General features: G+C 37.2%; 33 protein-coding genes and 1 pseudogene. 7 read left to right on the top strand and 27 right to left on the bottom strand.

Going from position 1 to position 21,573, the window contains the following annotated elements; translation table 11 throughout:
• Window positions 1-28 precede the first annotated feature (28 nt).
• From KSX81_RS26190 to KSX81_RS26170, 5 genes are all read right to left on the bottom strand, one after another.
• A complete protein-coding gene (locus KSX81_RS26190) occupies window positions 29-283 on the bottom strand; it encodes an LPD11 domain-containing protein (RefSeq protein WP_032946527.1) in 255 nt (84 codons plus the stop codon).
• Between the two features lie 490 nt (window positions 284-773).
• On the bottom strand, window positions 774-1,274 hold the full coding sequence (locus KSX81_RS26185; RefSeq protein WP_007218096.1) for a DUF4313 domain-containing protein: 501 nt from the start codon (window positions 1,272-1,274) through the stop codon (window positions 774-776).
• Between the two features lie 418 nt (window positions 1,275-1,692).
• A complete protein-coding gene (locus tag KSX81_RS26180) occupies window positions 1,693-2,007 on the bottom strand; it encodes a hypothetical protein (protein WP_008640431.1) in 315 nt (104 codons plus the stop codon).
• A 465-nt stretch (window positions 2,008-2,472) separates the two neighbouring features.
• Window positions 2,473-3,000 carry a hypothetical protein gene (locus KSX81_RS26175; RefSeq protein WP_004308734.1) on the bottom strand — a complete coding sequence of 176 codons (528 nt, stop codon included), beginning with the start codon at window positions 2,998-3,000 and terminating at the stop codon, window positions 2,473-2,475.
• A gap of 487 nt (window positions 3,001-3,487) precedes the next feature.
• A complete protein-coding gene (locus KSX81_RS26170; RefSeq protein WP_004308735.1) occupies window positions 3,488-3,868 on the bottom strand; it encodes a single-stranded DNA-binding protein in 381 nt (126 codons plus the stop codon).
• A 431-nt stretch (window positions 3,869-4,299) separates the two neighbouring features.
• Between KSX81_RS26170 and KSX81_RS26165 the strand changes: the two genes are divergently transcribed.
• Complete coding sequence (locus tag KSX81_RS26165; RefSeq protein WP_004323449.1) at window positions 4,300-4,572, top strand: hypothetical protein; 273 nt, start codon at window positions 4,300-4,302, stop codon at window positions 4,570-4,572.
• Here the strand turns inward: KSX81_RS26165 and KSX81_RS26160 are convergent.
• The 4 genes from KSX81_RS26160 to KSX81_RS26145 are packed head-to-tail and all read right to left on the bottom strand — an operon-like array spanning window position 4,566 to window position 5,655.
• Window positions 4,566-4,826 carry a hypothetical protein gene (locus KSX81_RS26160; RefSeq protein ID WP_004308737.1) on the bottom strand — a complete coding sequence of 87 codons (261 nt, stop codon included), beginning with the start codon at window positions 4,824-4,826 and terminating at the stop codon, window positions 4,566-4,568. The two genes, KSX81_RS26165 and KSX81_RS26160, sit on opposite strands and share 7 nt — an antisense overlap.
• Before the next feature lie 14 nt (window positions 4,827-4,840).
• Window positions 4,841-5,170, bottom strand: a complete 330-nt coding sequence (locus tag KSX81_RS26155) for a hypothetical protein (RefSeq protein ID WP_004323450.1) — start codon at window positions 5,168-5,170, stop codon at window positions 4,841-4,843.
• Window positions 5,171-5,197: 27 nt separating this feature from the next.
• Window positions 5,198-5,329 (bottom strand): hypothetical protein, encoded by a 132-nt coding sequence (locus KSX81_RS26150; protein WP_016662077.1) that lies wholly within the window; start codon window positions 5,327-5,329, stop codon window positions 5,198-5,200.
• A gap of 23 nt (window positions 5,330-5,352) precedes the next feature.
• Window positions 5,353-5,655 carry a hypothetical protein gene (locus KSX81_RS26145; protein ID WP_004323452.1) on the bottom strand — a complete coding sequence of 101 codons (303 nt, stop codon included), beginning with the start codon at window positions 5,653-5,655 and terminating at the stop codon, window positions 5,353-5,355.
• Between the two features lie 71 nt (window positions 5,656-5,726).
• Between KSX81_RS26145 and KSX81_RS26140 the strand changes: the two genes are divergently transcribed.
• Window positions 5,727-6,026, top strand: a complete 300-nt coding sequence (locus KSX81_RS26140; protein ID WP_032946529.1) for a hypothetical protein — start codon at window positions 5,727-5,729, stop codon at window positions 6,024-6,026.
• Between the two features lie 489 nt (window positions 6,027-6,515).
• Here KSX81_RS26140 and KSX81_RS26135 read toward each other — a convergent pair whose 3' ends face one another.
• A complete protein-coding gene (locus tag KSX81_RS26135) occupies window positions 6,516-7,340 on the bottom strand; it encodes a hypothetical protein (RefSeq protein ID WP_217731662.1) in 825 nt (274 codons plus the stop codon).
• Window positions 7,341-7,956: 616 nt separating this feature from the next.
• Here KSX81_RS26135 and KSX81_RS26130 point away from each other — a divergent pair.
• The 5 genes from KSX81_RS26130 (at window position 7,957) to KSX81_RS26110 (ending at window position 10,852) form a co-directional block, all read left to right on the top strand.
• Window positions 7,957-8,433, top strand: a complete 477-nt coding sequence (locus KSX81_RS26130; RefSeq protein ID WP_055167978.1) for a hypothetical protein — start codon at window positions 7,957-7,959, stop codon at window positions 8,431-8,433.
• A gap of 158 nt (window positions 8,434-8,591) precedes the next feature.
• Window positions 8,592-9,005, top strand: coding sequence for a hypothetical protein (locus KSX81_RS26125; RefSeq protein ID WP_055167980.1), 414 nt, complete (start codon window positions 8,592-8,594; stop codon window positions 9,003-9,005).
• 104 nt (window positions 9,006-9,109) lie between these two features.
• Window positions 9,110-9,799: a DUF2971 domain-containing protein gene (locus KSX81_RS26120; protein ID WP_217726188.1), complete on the top strand. Its 690-nt coding sequence runs from the start codon at window positions 9,110-9,112 to the stop codon at window positions 9,797-9,799.
• A 33-nt stretch (window positions 9,800-9,832) separates the two neighbouring features.
• Window positions 9,833-10,309, top strand: a complete 477-nt coding sequence (locus KSX81_RS26115; protein ID WP_217731661.1) for a hypothetical protein — start codon at window positions 9,833-9,835, stop codon at window positions 10,307-10,309.
• 141 nt (window positions 10,310-10,450) lie between these two features.
• Window positions 10,451-10,852: a hypothetical protein gene (locus tag KSX81_RS26110; RefSeq protein ID WP_217726155.1), complete on the top strand. Its 402-nt coding sequence runs from the start codon at window positions 10,451-10,453 to the stop codon at window positions 10,850-10,852.
• Window positions 10,853-10,902: 50 nt separating this feature from the next.
• Here the strand turns inward: KSX81_RS26110 and KSX81_RS26105 are convergent, their stop codons facing one another.
• The 17 genes and pseudogenes from KSX81_RS26105 to KSX81_RS26025 all read right to left on the bottom strand — a co-directional run bounded on the left by KSX81_RS26105 (window position 10,903) and on the right by KSX81_RS26025 (window position 21,565).
• Window positions 10,903-11,169 (bottom strand): hypothetical protein, encoded by a 267-nt coding sequence (locus KSX81_RS26105; RefSeq protein ID WP_254884658.1) that lies wholly within the window; start codon window positions 11,167-11,169, stop codon window positions 10,903-10,905.
• A gap of 88 nt (window positions 11,170-11,257) precedes the next feature.
• On the bottom strand, window positions 11,258-11,659 hold the full coding sequence (locus KSX81_RS26100; RefSeq protein WP_254884283.1) for a KilA-N domain-containing protein: 402 nt from the start codon (window positions 11,657-11,659) through the stop codon (window positions 11,258-11,260).
• A 59-nt stretch (window positions 11,660-11,718) separates the two neighbouring features.
• Window positions 11,719-12,426, bottom strand: a complete 708-nt coding sequence (locus KSX81_RS26095; RefSeq protein WP_217726154.1) for a hypothetical protein — start codon at window positions 12,424-12,426, stop codon at window positions 11,719-11,721.
• Window positions 12,427-12,480: 54 nt separating this feature from the next.
• Complete coding sequence (locus KSX81_RS26090) at window positions 12,481-12,948, bottom strand: hypothetical protein (protein ID WP_217726153.1); 468 nt, start codon at window positions 12,946-12,948, stop codon at window positions 12,481-12,483.
• Window positions 12,949-12,954: 6 nt separating this feature from the next.
• The gene (locus KSX81_RS26085) at window positions 12,955-13,356 is read right to left on the bottom strand and encodes a hypothetical protein (protein ID WP_217726152.1); all 402 of its coding nucleotides are present in this window, start codon (window positions 13,354-13,356) and stop codon (window positions 12,955-12,957) included.
• Entirely contained in the window at window positions 13,353-13,814 is a 462-nt protein-coding gene (locus KSX81_RS26080; protein WP_217726151.1) for a hypothetical protein, read from the bottom strand. Before KSX81_RS26080 ends, KSX81_RS26085 begins: the two co-directional genes overlap by 4 nt.
• Window positions 13,805-14,125, bottom strand: a complete 321-nt coding sequence (locus KSX81_RS26075) for a hypothetical protein (RefSeq protein ID WP_118299741.1) — start codon at window positions 14,123-14,125, stop codon at window positions 13,805-13,807. Before KSX81_RS26075 ends, KSX81_RS26080 begins: the two co-directional genes overlap by 10 nt.
• Window positions 14,122-14,448, bottom strand: coding sequence for a DUF6706 family protein (locus KSX81_RS26070; RefSeq protein ID WP_055167998.1), 327 nt, complete (start codon window positions 14,446-14,448; stop codon window positions 14,122-14,124). Before KSX81_RS26070 ends, KSX81_RS26075 begins: the two co-directional genes overlap by 4 nt.
• Before the next feature lie 399 nt (window positions 14,449-14,847).
• Window positions 14,848-15,177 carry a hypothetical protein gene (locus KSX81_RS26065; RefSeq protein ID WP_118299743.1) on the bottom strand — a complete coding sequence of 110 codons (330 nt, stop codon included), beginning with the start codon at window positions 15,175-15,177 and terminating at the stop codon, window positions 14,848-14,850.
• Window positions 15,174-16,250 (bottom strand): major capsid protein, encoded by a 1,077-nt coding sequence (locus KSX81_RS26060; RefSeq protein ID WP_118299744.1) that lies wholly within the window; start codon window positions 16,248-16,250, stop codon window positions 15,174-15,176. Before KSX81_RS26060 ends, KSX81_RS26065 begins: the two co-directional genes overlap by 4 nt.
• A complete protein-coding gene (locus KSX81_RS26055) occupies window positions 16,250-16,654 on the bottom strand; it encodes a hypothetical protein (protein ID WP_055168006.1) in 405 nt (134 codons plus the stop codon). The genes KSX81_RS26060 and KSX81_RS26055 overlap by 1 nt, the downstream gene beginning before the upstream one ends.
• Before the next feature lie 10 nt (window positions 16,655-16,664).
• A complete protein-coding gene (locus KSX81_RS26050) occupies window positions 16,665-17,339 on the bottom strand; it encodes a hypothetical protein (RefSeq protein ID WP_217726150.1) in 675 nt (224 codons plus the stop codon).
• A 320-nt stretch (window positions 17,340-17,659) separates the two neighbouring features.
• Complete coding sequence (locus KSX81_RS26045) at window positions 17,660-18,808, bottom strand: PD-(D/E)XK nuclease family protein (RefSeq protein ID WP_217731660.1); 1,149 nt, start codon at window positions 18,806-18,808, stop codon at window positions 17,660-17,662.
• A 166-nt stretch (window positions 18,809-18,974) separates the two neighbouring features.
• Window positions 18,975-19,301 (bottom strand): annotated as a pseudogene (locus KSX81_RS26040) (helix-turn-helix domain-containing protein); the annotation flags it as partial.
• A 35-nt stretch (window positions 19,302-19,336) separates the two neighbouring features.
• A complete protein-coding gene (locus KSX81_RS26035; RefSeq protein WP_118496663.1) occupies window positions 19,337-19,639 on the bottom strand; it encodes a helix-turn-helix domain-containing protein in 303 nt (100 codons plus the stop codon).
• On the bottom strand, window positions 19,611-19,952 hold the full coding sequence (locus KSX81_RS26030) for a type II toxin-antitoxin system RelE/ParE family toxin (RefSeq protein ID WP_055168014.1): 342 nt from the start codon (window positions 19,950-19,952) through the stop codon (window positions 19,611-19,613). Before KSX81_RS26030 ends, KSX81_RS26035 begins: the two co-directional genes overlap by 29 nt.
• Before the next feature lie 212 nt (window positions 19,953-20,164).
• Entirely contained in the window at window positions 20,165-21,565 is a 1,401-nt protein-coding gene (locus KSX81_RS26025; RefSeq protein ID WP_118496710.1) for a phage portal protein, read from the bottom strand.
• Window positions 21,566-21,573: the final 8 nt, after the last annotated feature.

Genomic DNA, 21,573 nt, shown 5'->3' with positions numbered 1-21,573 from the left:
TAAAGGTCATTACGGTATTTTTTTTGAATTATTCTTGTGTTGCTTCCATAGCATTGCTGTATTCTTTGATTTGCTCCATTGTCAGCCATTCGGGTTTTTCGTTTTCTCGGAAGCTGTCGTGAATTTTCGTCATGTATTCAATTTGTGTCTTTTCAGAACCAGCCCACAAACGACGAGAACTTTTGTTTCCAAAGCCAAGATAATATTCACAGTCGGCTTGCAAACGCCCCAATAACATATACCTGAATTTTAAATCGTGCTGTAATACTTCTTCTATTGTCATACTCGTTTTCGTTTTTAATTAAGTTTTTTATTTTCCCTTTTTTCAAGTCTTTCGACTTTGCCGGAAGGGTTGTTTTTCATGTGCGTCCCAAACGACGAAGCAGGAACGCAGTGCAAGGAATCGGAAATGAAATTTTATGAATACCGAAATCTATGATTTAGGAAGATTACGTCAAATTTCATTTCGGATAGCGTAGCGATACTTGGATAGCGTTCGTTCGCCGTAATTTTGCACACGAAAACAAGACCGGGCGAAAGTCTGGATAACGACAGGAAACATCAACATTCATTACATAAGGACTGTAAAAGAGAAGCAGGCAGTTACGCTGCTATAAAAGGGAAACAAGGAAATTAAAAAAGTGGGCACGGAGCAATCTGTAAAAAAGGGGGATGCCACCTGTCTTCGGGCAAAAGAAGATACCATACCGATATGATTTAACCGATACGGTATCTCTTTGGTAGTCATCAGTACCATACTTTCAGAAAACCATTTAAAAACATTCGATATTCGCCTCTTGGAAAATCTGCGGGGCGTGCTGATAAAGCAAAGGAAGATTCAATACCGCCATTGGATATTCCACAAATCCGCTTCTACGCTTGTAACCTGAATAGGTCGCTAAATTATTTGTCTCCAGAAACTCCATTGCATCCGGATAATGATTCACATCAATAAATGTACGGTCTGGCAAATCGAGTGCATCCATGCTCTCCAAATTGACGGATAGCACGATATACTCTGTTTCATCTTCCACACTTTGCAAAGTAAGTGCTAACCAGCCATTGCCATAAAATTGAGGCATGAGATAAAAGCGTTCTCCACGAAACTCGTATTCTTTCCGCGTTAGGGAGCTGTCCGGCTCTACCAAGCGAAAATCATCCTCTCCAGAAACAAATTCTGTTGATGGGTCGCTGACATCCACATACGTTCCATTTACATTGTGACACAAATACTCTGCATTTTCTGAACGAACAATCACAAATTGAATTTCCATACTTTTAAAATTTAGCTATTAAACATCATGTTCTTTTTTTCCCTTTTTTCGGAAGCCTTTAGGCTTCTCCAGTCGGGATTTGATTTTTACGTGCATTCAAGATTGCCTTTAAGGAAAAGCAGGCAAGGAATTTGGACAGAATTTTTACAGTTGCGGTATGGAGCGTATACGACATTTGAGCGATTGAAAATCGGGAAAGCTACTGAAAAATTGTGTTCAAATAGCGTAGCGGTACTTGAATGTTTTTCCGTGGCAATACCTTTGCACAGGAAAAAACAAGTCCTGACTGGTAGCAGCCTGAAACGAAATAATTTCGTTTTATACAAGGGTAAAACGGAGTGATAAAAAAGGGAATGACCACAAAGAGCAGCCGACAAAAGCCGGCTTTCTTTTGTTCCTGTGGGAGGAGCTGGGACATTTAATCCGTTACATCATAATAATAGCTTAGCTCGTCATCTTTCAGATACTCCATTGCATATTGACTGGCTTGTGCCCAAAGGGTATTATACAATGTCGCAATTTCCGGCCTTGTTTCATAATGCTGCCATATCTTATGGTTAAGCACTAAAACCAGTTCCGTGAGATACTTGTAGTTCTCTTTCCACTCCTCAAAAGCACGGCTGAAAGTGTCCTGTATCGCCGAAAGACCAAATCGGTCAGCAATGGAAAAATCATTCCAAAAGGTTGTTTGCAATTCATAACCGTTCTCTAACATAAATTCTCTGAATGTCATAATGCCTCAAATTTTAAGATTAATATTTTATTTATTTCCCTTCGATACTTCCTGTACCGAAAGGTTGATTATTTTTCTGCCCACGGGATTGGCGGCCAGAACGGGCAAGGAGGATGCGGAAAATACACTCTTCGATATTTCGGAGAGGAAGATTTTACAGCAGCAAGTGTCAGCGGTCCTTGACAGGACGGACAGCCGGCAATCGAATTTTGCAGGGAAATAACCAGGCTTGCGGGATAGAAATATAGGGGGTAGCTGGATGGGGCTATAAAGGAGGGCCGGAGTCTAAAAAAGGAAACTGGCACAAGCGGCCACCTACAACAGTTGGGCGGGAACATTCATAAATGTGTAAAAAGGAATAGTTTCCCACCACATTTTATGCAGAATATATACGGCATAAAACACAAGTGCCGTAACAGCCTCTTGAGAAAGCGTTACGGCATTTGTTTAAGTACAGGTTACAGGCTATTTTACCTGAACGAGGTTGTCCTGTAGAGTTTTCCAGCCATACACTGCGGCCACATAGGGGTGGAGGGAACGTGTAACTTGGCGAAAACCATTCTCGTCAATTTCATAGTTGTAGATTTTTGCGGCAATCCGTTCTGCGTCGTCACGATTTTCAGCGACACGGTACAAAACATAATTCGTGCCATCATGGTGCGACATACGGCCTCGTATATCGTAGCCGTCACCGTACCACTCTGCATCATACTGTGTAGATTGTAATATCCCGGCAATGTTGTCACCCAAAATTTGATAGCCTTGTTTGCGTCCGTTCCACAATCCTAAATCTCCAAATGCAATAATGACTCCATTGACATCCTTGTTTAGGTTCTGCCGCTCATCCCCCAATTCATTATACACTTCGTCCGACCACTCTTCATCGCTGACCTTGTAGGCATCATCGTCCAGTTCTTCTCGCTTGAAATTTTGATAATACTCTCTTGCTGTTTCATCCAATAGAGCATCACTTGACCAAATTATTTGTTTCATACATTCTAATTTTTTATTTTCCCTTCCCTTCAGAGGCTTTTACCTCGTCCGGTGGGATTTGATTTTACGTGCAAACCACAAGGCGGAAGAAGAGAACAATGCAAGGAGGAAGCGGAATCCGAAGGATTTCATTTGAACGGCATTGACTGCAAATGAAACGCGCCTTGCAGGTTCACGTCCGACTTAACTTCGCACTGTAAAATTAATGGACGGCGGACGTAACCTCACTTTTGGGAAGAAATATGGTTATAAGAGGGACTGGAAAGCTGCTCAGAGGTATGGAATTGAGAGAGTCTTCTTTTTTCTATTGAAAATCGTAATTTGCCTGTTCATCAAGTGGAGCTAAGTATAACAGTATTACCGGGTGAAGATTTCATTTGGAGCTTGGCATCGCAACAGTCACTTATAAAAGTATGATGCGTATTAATCCGGTCATGAGCAAAACAAAAGCGACCAAAAGATCGCTTTGTTCATGATAAGGCAAGAATTATTTTTTGCCTTTTTTCACGGGCTTTACCGGCTTTTCAGGAACATCCTCCTTTTCGATAGGAGGATAAAACTTGACAGCCACCATAACAACACGATTGTGCTTCACACCGACCTTGTCGGTCCACTCTTCAGGCTTAAAGTAGCCTTCAATGGTGAGCATCGTACCTTTGGTCAGTTGGTCGAATGACCCAGTATTCTCGTTTTTACGCCAAGCCTCAATATTCATAAAGGCTGAAATGCGGTTGGTTTCCTCGGCATTCCTTTCCTGACGGCTTACGGCCAATGGGAAACGTGCGACACTGCTGTTGGTGAACTCTCGGATTTCAGCGTCTTTACCTAAGAATCCGGTTACTGTGAAATTGTTTTCAATCTTTTTCATGTTGAATTGCTTTTAGAAGTTATTAAATCAATTTTTACACTGCCTAAAAAGTAGATGTCGTTTAAGGGATGCACCAAGGATAGCGCGTCAATACGCTTTATTTTTAGCCACAGGTAAAATCGAAGGCTCGATAAAGGAAGATTGAAGCGGCTACGCCATTGGTCAAGACAACCATGTCGTTCCCGTCGGCATACTATCTTTGCAGAGGAAAAATGATGATTGCTTCGATAAAAAGCGATTATGGAAAATGGGAAACAAGTAAACCGGTAATGATAAGGAAAAAGAGCAAATCCAAATGTCGGCACAAAGGCGAAACATCCGTCCGAAAGTCAGTGAAGAATAGCAAAGCCAAAGCGAGACATGCCTGGCTTGAATTGAGACTGTAACAAACAGAATACCATCCAATCAGAAAAAAGGCCACTGCATAAGGAATGTGTCAGCCAAGAGTGGACAGAAGCGTAGGTAGCCCATCCTTGGAGGATAGTGATATCCGCATCGAAAAAAAATGGAACTGGAAGGAAAAACGGCAGGAAGAACCAGACTTTTCACAAAGTGGTTTCCAATTCGCTTTGTGCGAATGGCTGGTTTCTACAAAAGGGAGTGGCGCAGCCAAAAGAAAAAGTTATAAAAGGAAAATGGAAGTAAGGCTGAAATGGGTGATTCCATTCCAGCCAGTCGATGATATTTGTCCAAGGTGTCATTGAAATTCAACCATCATAATACGATGCTCGAATATTTTGGTTTTGTCGCTGGGACGTCGCTGGCAAACCCAAAGGTGTCGTGCACCGTAACCGTATGTGAAATATTCATCAAGTGGAGTTTTTTTCTCCAACTGTCTCATGCTTTCACGCAATTCCGCCTCATTGCCAGAAAAAAGAATCGTGTTAATGATTCGGAAATAAAGTTCAGTTACCTCGTCACAATAGGGGCAAAAGCTGTGTTCAATTGTTACTTTCATGCTTCTTTTGATTTTTATTGTACTTCGATTATATCTTCAATTCGACCATATAGGACAGAACGTAGTGCGGTTTTGTCAATGGCATAATATTCGGCAATATGTCCGTGTTGTTTCACGAAATACCGTTTGAGAACATCGGAGAAGTCAAAACGGTAGCCCATTAAAGCGATACCTCTTTTGAAATGGCAGCACTCTTTCACATTGCGGGTGAGCCAGTTCTTTTCTTCCCGACTCAACTTGTCGCCATTATCAAGACGTTCCCGTAATTTGTAAACCTTGCTATCTTTCAGTTTTTCCAATTCGGGCACATCCCATTGGACGAATTTCATTGCTATCTGTGTCATGGTTTCTATGTTGTAAAATTGTAAAAATTACTTCATCACAGTATTTAATACTCTCTCTTTGCCACAGATGAAACGAACAGTGATTTTGTTGTCGAAATCACCGACAATCGTTCCATCCGTGTGTCTCTTATAGAATAAGCAAAGTGTAGGATAGAGCATAATTTTACTTTATCTTCTTCTACTCATTCAGTTACTAATTTGACCTTCCATTCTCCCTGAGAGAATATTCTAAAGCTCACGTACTCGTCTTCAAATTCATAGGTTAGAATCTTGATATAGACTTTATCTTTGTCCTCCAACGATTCTACCAATTTTTTGATTTCTTCTTCTGGATACACCCAACGAGAGGAAAATTCTGCATCTACACTATCACCATATCGATTGGTAAATTCGCTGAAAGTGTCATCCAAGAAAGCCTCTATTTTGTCGAGGTCTGTTTTATTTTCCGTTCTTGCGTGGAAAATGTTGGTTGCATAATTTGCCATAAATACCAAGTTTTAAGTTTGTTACTTTCCCTCCTGTAGCATTTCACTTACTTTCGGGCTTGATTGAAATTATGTCGCTTCAACAGGTGGCATGGCTATGTATGCAGGGTTTCACTACAAAATACGACCTCTGCGAAGCGGAGCGTGGAGATTTTGTAGTGAACCTTCAGGTTACAACCTTGCATACAATAAAGACATGGCAAATACCTTTGCGACACAATTCCCATCGGGCAGACCGAAAGTTGATATGCGAGCATGTGGGAGTTTGCTCGGTACGGATGTGTGTAAAAGGTGGCTATGAAGTAAAAGAGTATCGCAGCGAAAAGAGAAAAGAGGCAAGAGCTTATCTTCTCTTTTGGCTGTATGGGTAGAATGGGAAAATCACAAAAAGTAACATGAAAATCCAGTTTGGTTTAGTTTGTTAGCCTTATATATGCTAAACTAAATTAAACTAAATATAGGCAGGCATTTTTGGCTGCCTGTACAAAAAAGATTATCTTTGCTACAAGCAATACAACTTCAAGAGATAATAATTTGTATTCTCTTTATGAGCTGCAAATAATTTGTTAGTTAAAGTTAGGAGCAAATTCTTCGAATGATGAGAGCAGATAAAATTGCTCGGAATGCACTCTGAAAGCAAACAAACGAAAAGAAAGAAACAGAGTGCAAATAGAAAAATGAGAAATCACTTTAATTCCTATTTTTGTTCCTTATTTGTTTCTTCATTAAAACCACCTTTCTTATAACATATTGATTATAAAATATTTAAGTATGTATTTTTAAGATGGTTAAGAATATTTCCAAATAACTCAATAATGATGCGATTGCTAAGTATGCTATTATTTTTATAGCTCTATTCATCAAACTATACTCTTTAAAATGTCTTTTATATCATTTGGATTTCCTATTATTTGTAGTTCATCCAATTCTATTTCCTTAGTAGTATGACCTGTTCTTATTTTCCTCCTAAACCCTTTGAGTCCAATAGCAACTTCTGATCCACAATCAGCTGCACCATTATTCAACTCTTGAATATCCTTATCGTTTTCATCGATATATAGAGTTTTATCTTTTTCAGCTTCAAATTCAAGCGTAGTTGTAGAACTCCTTGTTCGTGCACTTGCATTTTTCAGCATTTCAGGAATCAACGACCTTACTCTAGGTAAATTAGGATAATCAAATTTAAACTTAATACTTGTGATTTGATCTGAATTCGCATTTACAATATCCCAAAACTCACTTCTACTATACTCCCTTCTAATAGAGATTTGCAGAAAAGCATCCTGTAATACTTGTCGCACAGAATTTGCAATAATACTAGCAACAACATTAGTGTCTGAAAAAGCTAATAAATCTTGCTGAATAGCCATTCGTTGTACTTCTCTATCATTATGTATAATTACATAAGCACTTGGCTCATTCAATTCTTCACTCACTTGAAAAGACTTTTCTATGATAATTTTTCTTGGATTAGATATCTGAAAAATAAAAAAATCATTTGTCTTAACTATGAAGTGAACGTTATGCTTTTTATTTCTGTATGCAAAGATAACATCTTTCAAAGCTTCAGCAAATATAATATTCTTTTTCTCCATTGCTTTTTTAGCCTCCAAGTCAGGATCGCAAAATAAGGTACGTTCTTGATATATTGGTTTAAATTGGTATGTGTAAATATTGAAAATCATAGTACTTGATTTATATCATTATTTAATCGCGTTTCTTGAAATGTTTATACAATCACAAATAAACACACAATTATGAAGAAAATCAAGTTTTTACTATTTTTTTCTTTGATTCAAGCAACATTTTCTCAAAATACACCCAAATAGAACATGCGCACGTCGTTAGATTGACGTGCGCATGTTGTTTAATTTCTACTGTTAAAAAGCTTATGTAAAATATCCATATCTTTGAAGTTTCCTTCAAGTAAGCATGATATATCCTTTCCTATGGAAATTAATTCAGCCTTATTATCTTTTAAATTATCAAGTGCCCAAATCTTTTCTATAATTAACTGGATGTTCTAAAGATGATAAAGAAGCAGTGATAGAAGGTATTTTTATTGGAGAAGTTAAAGCAATTGAAGACTGCACTAATCAGTTCAAATTCTCATAACATAATAAAAGTAATTAAAGCCGGATTTCTCCGGCTTTTACTTTACCTACCATAGTTCTACAAAGTCACCACGATGGTCGAATTGGAGAAAATTGTGGCTGAAATCAAAGAAAAGAAGGAAAATAGTTGATTAGTTAAATATTGTTTCTACATTTGTGTATTGTTTAATATTTAAAACACACGATTATGGAAAATTTTCTGTCCTCACTAGGGTTTGATGTAATCACAACAATAGTATCTGCATTTATTATATTTTTATGTCGTAATTTTATTATGATTACCCTAAGTTATATTATCAATTTGTTTTCTACCGATGATGTTAATATAAATGGAGTATGGTATGGACGACCTATTGGAGATGATTACGAGGACCCTAATTACGAGGAGAAGATAATAATTCATCGAGTAGGTAAGAATGTTATTGGAACAGTAGAAACGATAAATGGCATTTTTAAAAATAGAAAGTATTACTTTAAAGGCAAATTTTGCAATTTAACTTTTGTAGTCTGGTATAAATCAAAAGATAATAAAAACATGGAGATGGGAAACTACTCTCTTTGCTTCTTAAATTGTGGTAGTGAAATGGAGGGATATGTTACATATTATCGGGATGATAAAAAGGAGATGAAAGCGGCAAAATATATATTGAAGCGCAAAGATTAGATTCTAATATTTAGTGAATATTTCATTTAACATAATGCAATTTAACGCAGTAGTGGGATCTATCCGTATAGGAGACAATACTCATGTAGTGAATAGTAAGGAGGATATTAAGAAACTGGCTGAGAATTTATAAACTAATAAAAATAGGAGGTGATATTATGATTAATGCACGTGAATTGCAAATCGGAAACCACATTGTGTCAAACGGTATTAATTATACCGTATTAGGAATAATACAAAACGTAGGAATGCCTACAGTAATTAATGTTTGTGATGAACATAATCGCATTTTAGATTTAAATGAAGAAGAGTGTGAACCCAAATCAATAACACCCAGTATTCTGACTGAATTTGGTTTTGTTCCACTCAACTCTTATCCAGATATCTTAAAACTTAAAATTACTGACTTGATGAGTTTGTATGCTATAAAAATAGAGGAAGAAGAAAATATTCATATTGTAATTTCAGCTCCCGTACAATATGGAGATGATATTGTATTTCAAGCCGCAAAGGAAAATACATGCATCAACTCCTTACATAAATTAGAAAATTTATACAATCTTTTAAGATAAAAGCAGAACAGTCGGACTAACCATCCGGCTTTCCCTTTTAATCACCAAACGCCCCATACAGTCGCCAAACAGAGTATAGGGTATTCAATAAAAACACTAACACTATGAAATTATATAAATATAGAGCTGATATATATAGAGATTTGTTGACTCTTGTCAATAATCAAATATATGCGCCAACCGCACAAAATCTTAATGACCCAGCTGAGACCATAGTTAATGACAGTAAGATGTATGAAGTTTTTAACCTCATAGAGAAAAGTGGACTTCCTATAAATATAGCAAAAGATAATTATGCAAAGATAATAGCACAAGCTAGAACTAAATTGGGAATATTCTCTTTAAGCAAAACAGTCTTTAATGAATTATTATGGGCATATTATACTAATGGACATAAAGGTTTTTGTATTGAATATGATTTTGAACAGCTACAAAAGTCTTTATCAAATAGACAATTGCACGGTATTTTCAATGTTCAATATAAAAATGATACTCCAGAATTTTCAATGAATAGCATAACTTACAATTTAGTAGATGATACACAATTTATAAAATGCTTAATCGCTACTAAATCAATGGCATGGGAACGCGAAGAAGAAATTAGAATAACTTTATATTCCTCTGGCTTATTGGGAATATCACCCGAATCCGTCACTGGGATATATTTTGGTCTTCGAATGGCTGAATCCGACAAAGAACTGGTAAAAAACTCTTTGAAAGGTCGAAATATAAAGTATTATCAAATGAAGCTAAAGCTTAATAGCTATCTATTAGAAGCTGAATTAATTAAATAGAGTACTAAAATTAAGATGGAGGGATAAAAGGGTATGGCAAAGAGAGGTGAATTCAAAAAACAAACCAAACTAGCAGAAAAGGCATATAAAGCATTTAAAGCTTTAGATGATAAAAGTTACAAGCAACGAATTCAAACTTTAGTTAGCGTACATGAATATGGCTTTGCTATCTTAATATTATGGTCTAGAATTGAAATTACCTTAAAACTATTAAGATATTATGATAAAATAGAAGAATATCCAGATAAGCTGGATTTCATATCTAGAAAATGGAAAATATTGAACAATGTTTATATGAGTAACTCTAACTTTTATGATTTAATTATTCAAAATCAGTCAAAATCTCTTTGGAAAACTAGAGATAGAATAGCACATGCAGCTATTAACATATCAAAGGAAGATTATGATAAATATAAACCGGCTGCTGATTATTTTTTATTAAGTATTTCTCAGTCTTTACAACCAATAAATGAATATAAAGCAAAATTGAAAAGAAAAAGGGTAAAATAAGAATTCTATTAATTAACCACCAAACGCCCCATCCCGTTGCCAAACGGAGGATGGAGCGTTAAAATATAAGTATACATTTTGTTTTCTTGGAATATTGTTGGTATGTTTGCGATATTGTTTAACCTTTTAAAAAAATAAATTATGCTAACTTTAAAAGATTTGTATTTAGGATGTTCTTATCTAACATTGGACAATAAACCAGTGATATGTAAACTAATATCGTTTACGGATGAATGTAATATTGAGATACAGTATGGAAATGAAAAAGATGTAATAACGATTTGGGATATAAAAGGAGCTGAACCAACTGATCGTTTTTTTGATTCAAGATGCGATGAACACGAAAGTTTAGGAAATGACATAATTTGGAAATTTAACAAGAGAGAAAATCCATTTACTATATATAGAAGAAATGGAGGTCTCTACTACTCTAATGGCATAATAGAGAAAAGAAATGCAAGTCCTATGCCATTTAACTACATACATGAATTACAAACAGGGCATCAAAGTTTTTACTCTGAAATAATAAATTTCAATATTTAAGAACAAGCCGGACTAACCATCCGGCTTGTTCTTATTTATCACCATTCCCCTCAAGACGCACAATCAAACACCCGTGAATAATTCCTCTTTTGGTACTGGTTCCTTAAATAAATCAGCAGATTCTCATAAGAAGAAATAAACCCTTCATTGATTAAATCGGCTACTTTCTTCTCCAGCTGATAAAGTTCACGCTGCTTTAATTCATTTCCATGCTTATTTCTCAATAGCTTCTCATGGCTATTGAAAATAACCCAGTTCAATGCCTCTCCTACCTTTTGCATAGCTTTAGGCATGAAGTCTTTAGGGACTATCTTCATAATTGCTGAACTGAGTTCTTTGTAAGCGTCTCTGGCATCGTTACGGTAGCGTATCATTTCGTCATAGACGAAGCGCAATACTTTAACTTCAAATGTGCGGGTTTATCCACATAGCAAACTTTATAAAAAGTAGTGGATTCATCCAAACTTTATCAGGTGTTTTTCCCTCTTTTGAATTTCGACCCTTCACTTTTATAAGTAGTTGATTTTCACCAATGAGCAAATTTGCACTTTGGCTTTCGTCCTTTGCAAGAGCTATTAGAAACTCTTTTGTCGTGTCCATCTCTAAAAACTTACTCATTTGCCTTCTTGGATTATCGGCTACATTATTCCATTGACGAAGCAATTCACTTCCGTCAAAATACCCATCACTTGTTCGCTGGATCACTGAAAAATTATCAATGTAGCGAACCATTTCTTGATTTGTTTTCATACTTTTGTACTCAAGATTTAGAAATTGAACCTCACCAAAGGATGCTCCTAACTTCATCCAATGACGGGGTTTATACTATTCAGCCGTTAGGATAGCTGAGTTATTTCAATATTCTACTATTCACTAAGCATTCTCCGAATCAACTCCTTATTCTTCGGGTCATCGGCATTAACAACCTCGCTATCATCGAAGATATTCAGTTTCTTTCGTTCATCCTCACTCAAATAGACAGTAGTGATGGCATCAGCCATGAGCATCTTTAAATTAGCGTAACTGATTCCCCATAAAATATAATCCATAGTCCATCCGTAACGCTGACAGGCAAAGTCTATCAATGTTCCATAGGTACTATTGCCTCCAAAGGTTACGCTACTATTATCTTTCTTAACTGCGGCTATTCTGTTACGCTCTAAGCGTTCTTTATCTATCCCGAAGTGCTTGATAAACTCTTCTGTATTATCTCCGGATAGAACGATTGTAAACATGGTAGCAAGCTCTTCTACTTCTAATTCAGAAAACTCTTTTGTCCGCGCCTCTATCTTAACACTATCAAAGACATCCTCCTTCCGGTTGAACGTATAGTTAGACAGTATTCGGCAAACAACCTCTTTTTTTTCAGTACATAATCGAATGCCTTCCAAATATGGATTAGTAGATACCAATCTAGCATCAGCTCCCAAACTCTTGAACAATCCTGCAAGGTGATAAGTCATCCCCAAAGTAGGAGGATATAGGTAAAATTGCTGACTACCAATATTGAAACCAATAGGTCTCTCAATGATGGTATCAGCAATGTTCATTTCAAGCAATTCTTTATCTTTCATAATGCTGAATAGTTAAAGAGTGCTGTTGAAAGCACTCTTTTAAAAACAATATTCTCAACCCTCTGGAGCAGTAGGTGCTGTATATGGTTTTACTTGATTACCCGTAGCTGGTTTCAAGACATCAGCCGTATACTTCCACTTCTTACCTTCAGCCGTGTCAAATGTATCTTCTACTGACACAGTAGAGCGTTCAATCAAGAACCCTTCACATTCAGGATTCTCCGGTGTCAAACGGAAAGCATACTCATCTGCGACTACCCCATCTTCGTCTTCAATAGGCTTAGTACGTCCTTTAGCAGCACGAATTTCGAACTCAAACGTATAAGTGTTCTTTGTATACTTAACAGCTTCATTCTCACCGCCTTCGACTTTAGCCTCTTTCTTCTCACCTTTGGTAGGTGTCAACTTTGTAGAGTTTTCTACCGGATCATACGGTAATTTAGTCCATGTTGTTGGTGCAGCGCCATCAGCACTGCACTTACCGAATTCAATTGAGGGTTTACCCCATGATAATTGTGCCATAATCTTTTATTCGTTAGATATTTGAATTAATAATTTATTATTGATGAAGTGCTCGTCTTTACCGTTCACTTCTAATACACGCTGTTTGGAGCCTTTGGAATCAACCCGAAAGCCAGCACCTCGGCAATTAAACAGAAGTTCATAAGACATCTTGCAAAGCTCGCGCAATCGGATGGTATTCTCTTCTGCTTGACCGTCCCGGATATAATCAGGAACATATATATTCACGTTAACAAAAGCCTTTTGCATCTGACCACTACCGTTGTCGAGAATGGAAATGACAATATCCTCTTTATTAGAGCTGGTAGGGCGTTTTGTTTTCTTCAACTTCCCGGTAACAGCTTTTTCTAAAGAAGAGCCTTTTATAACCGCATAAATCGCGTCCTTTATTTCTATATCCGATTTCATTTCGCAACTTGATTTCTAAGTTTCTCCATCACATTGTAAAATTCTGCATGTGCTAATAGTTCAGCAGATGCAAGAACAGATTTATTGTCTCTGGCTTCTACAAGTCCGGCATAGTTCATTCCAGCAACAACGATAAGAGCATAACCGTTTGAATACTTCTTCGCACGTTCTTCAGCCAAAGCCTTTCCTGCCCTTGAACCTTCCGAGCCATGAAGTACAGTTCCAAAATCAGAGCTTTTAACAATACGACCATGAGCGACAACCACATAACCTACAGAACTTCTTAGATTACCAGTTTGATTGAACCAGCTTTCTTCTTGTGCTCTATCTCTAGCTTCAGCGACACACATATCACCCAAATTTGAGAGAGCCTGAATAGCTATTTTATCTACCCGTTCAGTTTCTGCTTTAATTAAAGCGTCAATTTCACTCATTGATGTATTCATTCTTATAGCCATAACTTTGCATTTAGTTGCCCTCTGTGGAATCCTTGAACCTGCTTTTCAGCTACAATAGCCCCATTATTCAGAAGTCGGATAATATCGCCACATTTGAACTCTCTACAGTCCTGATTCAAATAGACTACATACTGATACACATAAGTCTTCCCATCTTCGAAGGCTATTGTATTGGCTTTCCCGTTCGGTTCATATCGGCAGGGAATGCTACCTTCAAATGAAGATGTACCGGGATGATAATCACCGTTATTATCTTCGTAACCTCCAGTGTTTACTTGGTATTGCAATATATGAGGTCTGAACTGTATCATAAATAATCTGCTATATCAAGTACTTTAATCCTATTCCCTAACGCATTGGGTAAATCATACTCACGGCATAATACTGTATAGTAATCTTTAATTCCCTGGATATTCCAAGACATAGAGAAACCACTTTCGCTGATTGAAGTGGCACGGAGTAGGAGAGAGGGGATGAACTTTGCGATAGCCACCGACACCCGCATGCGGTTATCCTCATTCATCTCATCCTCTCCGCTTATCTTCGAGTTCAGACACATATCCAAAAGGTCAGCCTCCGACAAGTTAATGCCGAAGGTTTGGAACTTTTGTTTTATGTAGTCTCTTGCTTTCATGTTAATATGGTGTAATCAGTCGGCTATAGGAAGTATTACTATAATGCGTGCAATACTTTGACCTGTATAGATATCGGAACGGACATTTAGGCACTACGGTTGGTTTGTTTTCAATGGTTATAATTTCAATACTGCATAGAGGTGGAGCGATATTTATCGCAAGAACGTTCATCGGAGCAATAGAAATGACACCAGCTTGAACAGTAGGCGTATCAACAAAGCTAATAGGCGCATCTACAGACTTAGACGGGATTGATTCACTGAAACTGGACGCTTGCACACCTAGAGATGTAAACAGCATCATAAACGAGCAAAACAGAAAACAAATAAACTTTTTCATCTTTTCTTGATTTATAAATTATACATTTGTCAGGGTGTAGTCTCCCACACCCTGACCTTTTACTCAATACCAAGAGCAATTTTTAGTTTGGAATTTGCTTCTTCGTCAAGTTCGGCAACCTTATCAAGAAGAGTTTTCTCCCCCATGTTTCCAGTCACTTGAACACCGATACCCTTCAACGCATCAACCAAACCCTTTTTCTCAAATTCCTTTTCAAAGAGGGAGATTTTAACCTCTTTCTTTTCTTCGGGAACTTCGACCCGTTTAGCGAGTTTGCGACTCTCCAAGTCCTGTACACGGGCTTCATCCTTGATGTCAAAGGAATCTCCACAGTTATATAACCGATGAGTGAACTTATCGCGGAAAACACTAGTCACTATTACTTTCATGCCTGTACAGTTTTAGAGTCCATACAATAAATTCTATCAACATTGTCGATTACAGGAACTACCATAGCCTGAGAAGAAGTAAATTCCTGAAGAGGATCGTTCTTCGCATACTTAGACAATAAAATGAAGTCATCAGCTTCCTGATAGACTACCCCGGCAACCGGTCTTGTCTTTTCTGCAAGTGTTGTCCATACCAAAGAGCCTAACTTTTCATCACAAGTAAATACGGCCGTACCATCCTTCCAGGGTTTGTGAGACTGGCGTACGCCATTAATTTCAGTCTTGATCTTGCGGTTAATACGATGGAGGGTAATACTAAACTTCTTCTTTAAAGTTTCAGTGGCAGAATCCAAGTCCAACGCCGGAACAGAGGTGCCGACAAACTTATTGATAAAGGCCCATTGTTCTCTAGCCTGCTGATTGGTATAGAAAGCATTCAGCCAAGTATCATCAGCCCAAACGTCAGTAATAGTATTGCTGTCCTCGTCAGCTTTATCCATGACACGTTTGATATCATCCACAACTTTAGCATCTGCACTACTCCACAAAGCAGCAACACCAAACTGATTTTCATCCTTATACCCATAAGATAACCTAATCCCGGTTCCGTTATTTCTCGTTGATAGAGCAACACCAGTAGAAAGGCCGGACAAGAACATATCTTCAATACGCTCCCAAACACCTTCAAGACATCGTGGGGTATCAGCAAAGATTTTATTGATAATAAGATTCACTGAAAGTCCCTGTGCAATCATATTATCAATATCCTTCATCTGCTTTTCAGTCAGGTAAAGTTTCATTCCCAACTTGGGAATATCACCTGTGGCAGTGGAAAGAGAATCACGCTTTTTCAGCGGTAGTTCTGAATCTAAAGATACAACATCGGCAGCCACACGGCTGTAATCAGCTAATATGCTGGCCCACTTCCCATCAGCAGAGAAATCTGGATTAAGCAGATTTTTATACATATAAGTCTGCTTAGTCTTGTTTCTTTCATTTATCTTCTCAACAATGGATAACACCAACTGAGGAAAGAACTTTTGAGCGTACTCGAAATAAAATGATTTTTCCATTATGCTTCCTCGTCTTTTCTAAATTCAACCAAAGGCAACGCTGCTTTCAACGCATCCAAAATAGCATTGTAAGGGTACGGAGCTGCTGCCGGATTAACTCTACCTCGTGTCATGATTGCAGCAAAAGGTTTTGCAGTACGGATAGTACCTTTAATAATACCTGCATAGGAATATCCTTCAGGAAGTGCCGCAAATGCAGTTCCTTCTGCATTAAGGGGCATAGGTTTGTATGTCCCGGCACCATCAGTAATGGCAGGAACACCAGCCTTAATTACCTTCAATGGATAACCGGTCACATCCAAAGAACGCCCACCGTCAATACCGTCAAGGTATTTAGCAATAACGATGTTATCATTTCCTGTGATAATCTCGTTCGGTTCATTGTTTAGATTCACTTTTGTCATCTTTCAATTTTTAATGGATTAAAGAATTTGCAATGTCTGAAATCTGTTCCTTAGACGGTTTCCCGTCATCAAGGACGTGTCCCAGTCTATTGCTTGGTAAATTTGCCGTCTTTAGGTTTGTTGCGACTGTAGTAAGGTGTGAGTTGATTGCTGCTTCATCCGCTTCTGCAGAAATAGCAAACCCCTCTTTGATACGCCATTCGGGAATACCTAACTCTTTGGCTTTAGACAAAATCGTATTGGCTCTGGCAGACTCGGCTTTTTCCTTCTCAAGAGCTTCGTATTTTTCTTGCAAAGCCTTGAATTCCTTCTCGCGCTCGACCTCTTTCTTCGAGAACTCTTCGAAGCGTTTGTCCATCTCCTTTTGCCATTCCGGTTTGTCCTTGTTTTCAGCGGTTTTCTTGGCATCTTCCTCAGCTTTCTTTCTCTCGGCTTCTGCTTTCGCTTCGTCTTCGGTCTTTTTAGCGTCAGCTAATGCCTTTTCACGTGCTGTTGTTACTCGTTTGTCAATTCCGCTTTGAAGACCTGTCAAAAAATCTTTTTGAGCGGCAACGACAACACTAAGGTTTTCGTCAGTTACAAGTCCTATTGCTGCAAGTGCATTGGCGTGTCCCTGCAAAATTTCATCACTTAACCCAAGGGCTTTATACTCTTGTTTTAAAGCATTGAAAATCTTTTCTTTCATATTGTATAAATATTAATTTGTTAGAAGTTTAATTTGTGGAAGTAAAAATACCACCAATACAGATAATTAGTTAATATTTAGACATTCCATTCGCAACAAGTTGACTATTGTTGTGAATATGGTATAAAAGTAGTGAGTAAGTGGGGGAAGGGTAGATTATTGGATGGTTAAGAATTTACTAAGAAGAGATTGTGGAGAAATAGAATAAAAAAAGGCGTGAAGTAACAAATTCACGCCTAAAATGCTATAAAAATGAATTATAGTTATTCGGGGGAATGAATAATAAAATAATCTATTTTATTACATCAGACATTTGTAAATTATGAATTTTCTCTTTGTGATAATTCTGCTAAAAATGAATCAATAAACGCCAATAAGCTATTTTCGTTATTAAAATCAAAGTGTTTGATTATATCAAACCGATTATTGTTATAATATTCAAATCCAACTAATGATTTAGTAGTCTCAAAATATTTTAAAATATCACATTGTTCATTGGGCTCCCAAAAATGAACATAATACCCTTTCTCATTGCACCAAATATCCATTTTAAAATATAAAGTTCCAATAGTATATCCATCAAAAACCATATTGGTACCCTTATATCGCCAAATCTTTGCAAAAGGTGAGTGATTTTCTTTATATCTATCCTCTAGTCTAATTGCCATATATTCGGGTAAATCGTTCATCATATTTCTGATTGACTTGGCAGTCTTAAGATTCTCTTCATCCATCAAAGAATTATAAAATTTCTCTAAAATTATTGTATCCATTATATTTGAATTTAAATATGTTATCAAATCTGCATACTGACGTAAAATGGCTATACAATTCATATTTTGCGCCTGTAATATTGCTGGTTTAATCCAGCTATCCACGAGATTTATGCCATTATCCAACGAATAAGCAGGTATGATTACTAAATGTTGGTGCACATTTATTTTATCCTGTTTTGTCCAACTACTTTCATCAGGCCGTTTAGATTTATCTAAAGGTAAATAAACAATAGCATCTATTGTAAAATTAGATGAGACCAAATCATAATAGCGAGGCAGTTGACGAGCCATATCTCCAGCATTATTTATCTTATTCTCAATGATAATAGCTTTTTTAGTAGTTTCTGATTTTATCAAAATATCGATTTTACCTTCTTCTCTGACTACTTCTGCATCTTTAAAGTCATCTTTTTTAATTGTTTTCCCGGCCAAATTAAGCATTTCTATGAATAATTGTAAGAACAACGATTTTTCGTTATGTTTCTCAGTGGGATCAAGAAATGCCTTGATAACATCTGAATGATAGTTTTCACGATAATAAATATCAGAGGTCAAGCGAAAAATATTAAACCCAATATCAGAAATACGTCTTTTGGTTTTATCATAATCATGAGCAACTATTCTAAGATCTGCTAATAATTGAGAAATATTTACTATATGTGCATCAGTAATCTTTTTCCAAGTTGATATCATCTTAATTATATTCTATTTTGACTCCCATGTTAAATCAAATTTGTTACAGAAAACTCCTTTGCTAAAGATTATACATCTTTCTGAATTTTCTCAACCTGTTGCTTGAGAGGCCTATGAGCACCGACTGTATAATGTCACCACCACTCATTTCTATTGATATGTTCTGTACTCCCAACACTATATTAGCATCAATATTCAATTTTCGACTTATTTCACGAGCCACCTTCAATGTAGGTTCACTCCTGCCAGTAAGATAATCACTGATACGTGATGGACTTACACCAAGTAATTCTGATAGTTTTGTTTGATTTATACCCATCTCATACATGCGTAACTTAATAACATCAGCCAAAGAAGGAGTTTTGATTGGATAATGTTCATCCTCATATTCCTCAACAAGCCCAGACAATAAATTCAATTCAATAAGATTCCTGTCAGTCAATGGAGTGTTATCGTCTACTAATGGAAAAAGTTCTTATATTCTTTGACAGATTGCATCATGTTCTACCTCATTTTATATCTTAGCCATCACATAGCAGGAGTCAATTCAACATTCAATCCCAATGCGGAAGCGATACGGTAAAAAGTAGAAACTTTAGGTTCCGTTCTTCCTGTTTCAACGCGGGAAATATAAGACTTATTAGTTCCGATCTTTGCAGCAAGCTCTGCCTGTGTCATATTAGCTTTCTTTCTGGCTTCCTCAATTAGTTGCCCTGTAAAGAAAGCATTAGCTCTATCCTCAGCAGCTTTACGCTCCGGGGTTCCTTCTTTGCCGAATGCGGCATCTAATTGCGCATCGACATCAAACATCTTTAGTTCTTTTTCGCTCATAATATTCTTTCTTTAATTTTAATGCTTTATCTATTTCTTTATCGGGCGTTTTCTGTGTTTTCTTCTGAAAGCCATTGAATAAAATCACAATCTGTCCTTCATCAAAACAGAAGAAAATCCGATAAATATTACTTTGCCACTCAATTCTTAACTCAAACAGGCCGTCTTTAATAGACTTCACATATTTAGCAGATAGCCTGTCTACAGTCTTTAACATGAGTAAACCGTATAATACCTTTTCTTGCGCACCTTTGTTCAAGGTGTCAAAAAAATCTTTATAGTAGTTTTCGTATGCTATTATCTTTCTGTTCATGTAGCAAAGATAGTAAAAGTTTATCAGTTGAGCAACTTTTGCGAGATGAATTTTAGCCAATAAACAAAAAATAACGGCAACTCTATCGAATCACCGCTATCCAAAAGAAGGGCTAACAGCCTTTACCTTTTTTCTTTGAACCTTTCTTCTTTCCCATGATAAAATGTTCTATTTATCCTATTAGAAAATTATAACCCTCGTAATTTTTATGACTAAGATGTCGGCTGATGTTCTTTTTCACTGATTTTTTTCTTTTCTGCCGCTTCTCTTAGAATCTTTTCTACCTCTTCATCTGGCTTATCAGTTATACCCAAGAGCCTAACAGCGGTATTCAATGATATTATTCCATTGGAATAAGCACTACCAATAGATGACCACCGAGTTTGTCTGTCTTCTTCAAATGGTTCTTGAAACTCAAACGAGACAACCAACTCGTCAAGGGGCTTCGCTTTATCTGGATGAAGGAATTTCAATACTGATATAATAACCTTTACTTCTCGGTCAACCAAGATGTCATATATCTCAAGATTCTTCAACCGCTTGATATAGCCGATAATCAAAGCCCTCTTTATGGCTTCTCCCGAAAGAGTACCCATACCTTTCATTCCTTCAAAAGACATATCAGGGGTAAGGGAGTCTTCGAGGATAGATGATTTCAAATCTTTCTTCTCGGCTTCACGTGTTTCAGAAGAAAGAGGAGGGTCTATGTATTCAAACTTAGAATCTTTCCCATAGTACTGAATCAATGTACCTATTGCATCCGGATCTTTTAAGTTTTCGATAACATCTGCTGTAGCTGCCGCCATAGGATCAGAGAAATAGTTATTGATATCTCCGGTTTTAGAATCAAGCATTTCCTCTCTTTCTGCCCGATGTTGCACACCCATCCAAGCCTTTTCCTGCTGATAGAATATAATGTTTATCTTTCCAGTTGGGTTCTGGTAAGTCTCCACTTCCCATCCCACTGTTCCCTTTTTACAGTTGAAATAAAAGTCTTTAGTTTGAATATCCCAATGTTGCACGGACTTACCTGATGATTTAACGGAATACCCGAAAGCAAAGGCAACCAATGTGCCAAACTGGTCAAACAAAGGTCTTAGTTTATACCCTGTGGAACGGGCCAGCACAACAACCTTGACTTCTGCCTGGTTACTTTCGTTCCTGTATAGATGATAAAGCTTTGCACTCTCTGTTTCCGCTCCGGCAAGCCTCTTTACTTTGCGCATGGTGACATTAAACCTCGTTTTATCAATGAAGTCAAGAAACATCTGATAAACATCATCATTGCCGTTTTTCTTTTCCCACTTAATCGGTTTACCAAGAAGAAAGAATAATTCTACTTCATTGATGAATTGCTGCCTGTTCCGGGGAAGCTTCTCGCTGATATACGGGTCTTTGTTCTTTCTGAACTTATTAGGACGCTTCATAACCTTGTGAAGTTCCGGCTTGTACTCACTTAAAGCGATATCCACTTCATCCTCCCTATTCTGCATCAGAGCGATGGCTGTACTAATATCACCATCCTTTATAAGTTGGAATATGTCTCTCTCAACACCCATTGAGTTAAGGGCCTTATTCCTGAATAGTGTTAATAATTCCTGTATATAATTCATAATCTGTA

Source organism: Bacteroides sp. MSK.18.37, assembly GCF_019129155.2.
Classification (GTDB): domain Bacteria; phylum Bacteroidota; class Bacteroidia; order Bacteroidales; family Bacteroidaceae; genus Bacteroides; species Bacteroides ovatus.
Note: the sequence above shows the minus strand (reverse complement) of the source record. Positions and strands in the feature narration are given on the sequence as shown.

Coding starts and splice junctions, on each gene's coding strand:
- KSX81_RS26035 (WP_118496663.1), bottom strand. CDS start 19,639: ATGAGCGAAAAAGAACTAAAGATGTTTGATGTCGATGCGCAATTAGAT.
- KSX81_RS26080 (WP_217726151.1), bottom strand. CDS start 13,814: ATGGCTATAAGAATGAATACATCAATGAGTGAAATTGACGCTTTAATT.
- KSX81_RS26060 (WP_118299744.1), bottom strand. CDS start 16,250: ATGGAAAAATCATTTTATTTCGAGTACGCTCAAAAGTTCTTTCCTCAG.
- KSX81_RS26170 (WP_004308735.1), bottom strand. CDS start 3,868: ATGAAAAAGATTGAAAACAATTTCACAGTAACCGGATTCTTAGGTAAA.
- KSX81_RS26070 (WP_055167998.1), bottom strand. CDS start 14,448: ATGAAAGCAAGAGACTACATAAAACAAAAGTTCCAAACCTTCGGCATT.
- KSX81_RS26145 (WP_004323452.1), bottom strand. CDS start 5,655: ATGGCAAATTATGCAACCAACATTTTCCACGCAAGAACGGAAAATAAA.
- KSX81_RS26095 (WP_217726154.1), bottom strand. CDS start 12,426: ATGAAAGATAAAGAATTGCTTGAAATGAACATTGCTGATACCATCATT.
- KSX81_RS26090 (WP_217726153.1), bottom strand. CDS start 12,948: ATGGCACAATTATCATGGGGTAAACCCTCAATTGAATTCGGTAAGTGC.
- KSX81_RS26075 (WP_118299741.1), bottom strand. CDS start 14,125: ATGATACAGTTCAGACCTCATATATTGCAATACCAAGTAAACACTGGA.
- KSX81_RS26045 (WP_217731660.1), bottom strand. CDS start 18,808: ATGATATCAACTTGGAAAAAGATTACTGATGCACATATAGTAAATATT.
- KSX81_RS26115 (WP_217731661.1), top strand. CDS start 9,833: ATGGCAAAGAGAGGTGAATTCAAAAAACAAACCAAACTAGCAGAAAAG.
- KSX81_RS26085 (WP_217726152.1), bottom strand. CDS start 13,356: ATGAAATCGGATATAGAAATAAAGGACGCGATTTATGCGGTTATAAAA.
- KSX81_RS26050 (WP_217726150.1), bottom strand. CDS start 17,339: ATGAAAGAAAAGATTTTCAATGCTTTAAAACAAGAGTATAAAGCCCTT.
- KSX81_RS26180 (WP_008640431.1), bottom strand. CDS start 2,007: ATGACATTCAGAGAATTTATGTTAGAGAACGGTTATGAATTGCAAACA.
- KSX81_RS26105 (WP_254884658.1), bottom strand. CDS start 11,169: ATGAAGATAGTCCCTAAAGACTTCATGCCTAAAGCTATGCAAAAGGTA.
- KSX81_RS26150 (WP_016662077.1), bottom strand. CDS start 5,329: ATGCTCTATCCTACACTTTGCTTATTCTATAAGAGACACACGGATGGA.
- KSX81_RS26155 (WP_004323450.1), bottom strand. CDS start 5,170: ATGACACAGATAGCAATGAAATTCGTCCAATGGGATGTGCCCGAATTG.
- KSX81_RS26165 (WP_004323449.1), top strand. CDS start 4,300: ATGTGTCAGCCAAGAGTGGACAGAAGCGTAGGTAGCCCATCCTTGGAG.
- KSX81_RS26140 (WP_032946529.1), top strand. CDS start 5,727: ATGTCGCTTCAACAGGTGGCATGGCTATGTATGCAGGGTTTCACTACA.
- KSX81_RS26185 (WP_007218096.1), bottom strand. CDS start 1,274: ATGGAAATTCAATTTGTGATTGTTCGTTCAGAAAATGCAGAGTATTTG.
- KSX81_RS26025 (WP_118496710.1), bottom strand. CDS start 21,565: ATGAATTATATACAGGAATTATTAACACTATTCAGGAATAAGGCCCTT.
- KSX81_RS26125 (WP_055167980.1), top strand. CDS start 8,592: ATGATTAATGCACGTGAATTGCAAATCGGAAACCACATTGTGTCAAAC.
- KSX81_RS26120 (WP_217726188.1), top strand. CDS start 9,110: ATGAAATTATATAAATATAGAGCTGATATATATAGAGATTTGTTGACT.
- KSX81_RS26135 (WP_217731662.1), bottom strand. CDS start 7,340: ATGATTTTCAATATTTACACATACCAATTTAAACCAATATATCAAGAA.
- KSX81_RS26110 (WP_217726155.1), top strand. CDS start 10,451: ATGCTAACTTTAAAAGATTTGTATTTAGGATGTTCTTATCTAACATTG.
- KSX81_RS26065 (WP_118299743.1), bottom strand. CDS start 15,177: ATGAAAGTAATAGTGACTAGTGTTTTCCGCGATAAGTTCACTCATCGG.
- KSX81_RS26030 (WP_055168014.1), bottom strand. CDS start 19,952: ATGAACAGAAAGATAATAGCATACGAAAACTACTATAAAGATTTTTTT.
- KSX81_RS26160 (WP_004308737.1), bottom strand. CDS start 4,826: ATGAAAGTAACAATTGAACACAGCTTTTGCCCCTATTGTGACGAGGTA.
- KSX81_RS26055 (WP_055168006.1), bottom strand. CDS start 16,654: ATGACAAAAGTGAATCTAAACAATGAACCGAACGAGATTATCACAGGA.
- KSX81_RS26175 (WP_004308734.1), bottom strand. CDS start 3,000: ATGAAACAAATAATTTGGTCAAGTGATGCTCTATTGGATGAAACAGCA.
- KSX81_RS26100 (WP_254884283.1), bottom strand. CDS start 11,659: ATGAAGTTAGGAGCATCCTTTGGTGAGGTTCAATTTCTAAATCTTGAG.
- KSX81_RS26130 (WP_055167978.1), top strand. CDS start 7,957: ATGGAAAATTTTCTGTCCTCACTAGGGTTTGATGTAATCACAACAATA.
- KSX81_RS26190 (WP_032946527.1), bottom strand. CDS start 283: ATGACAATAGAAGAAGTATTACAGCACGATTTAAAATTCAGGTATATG.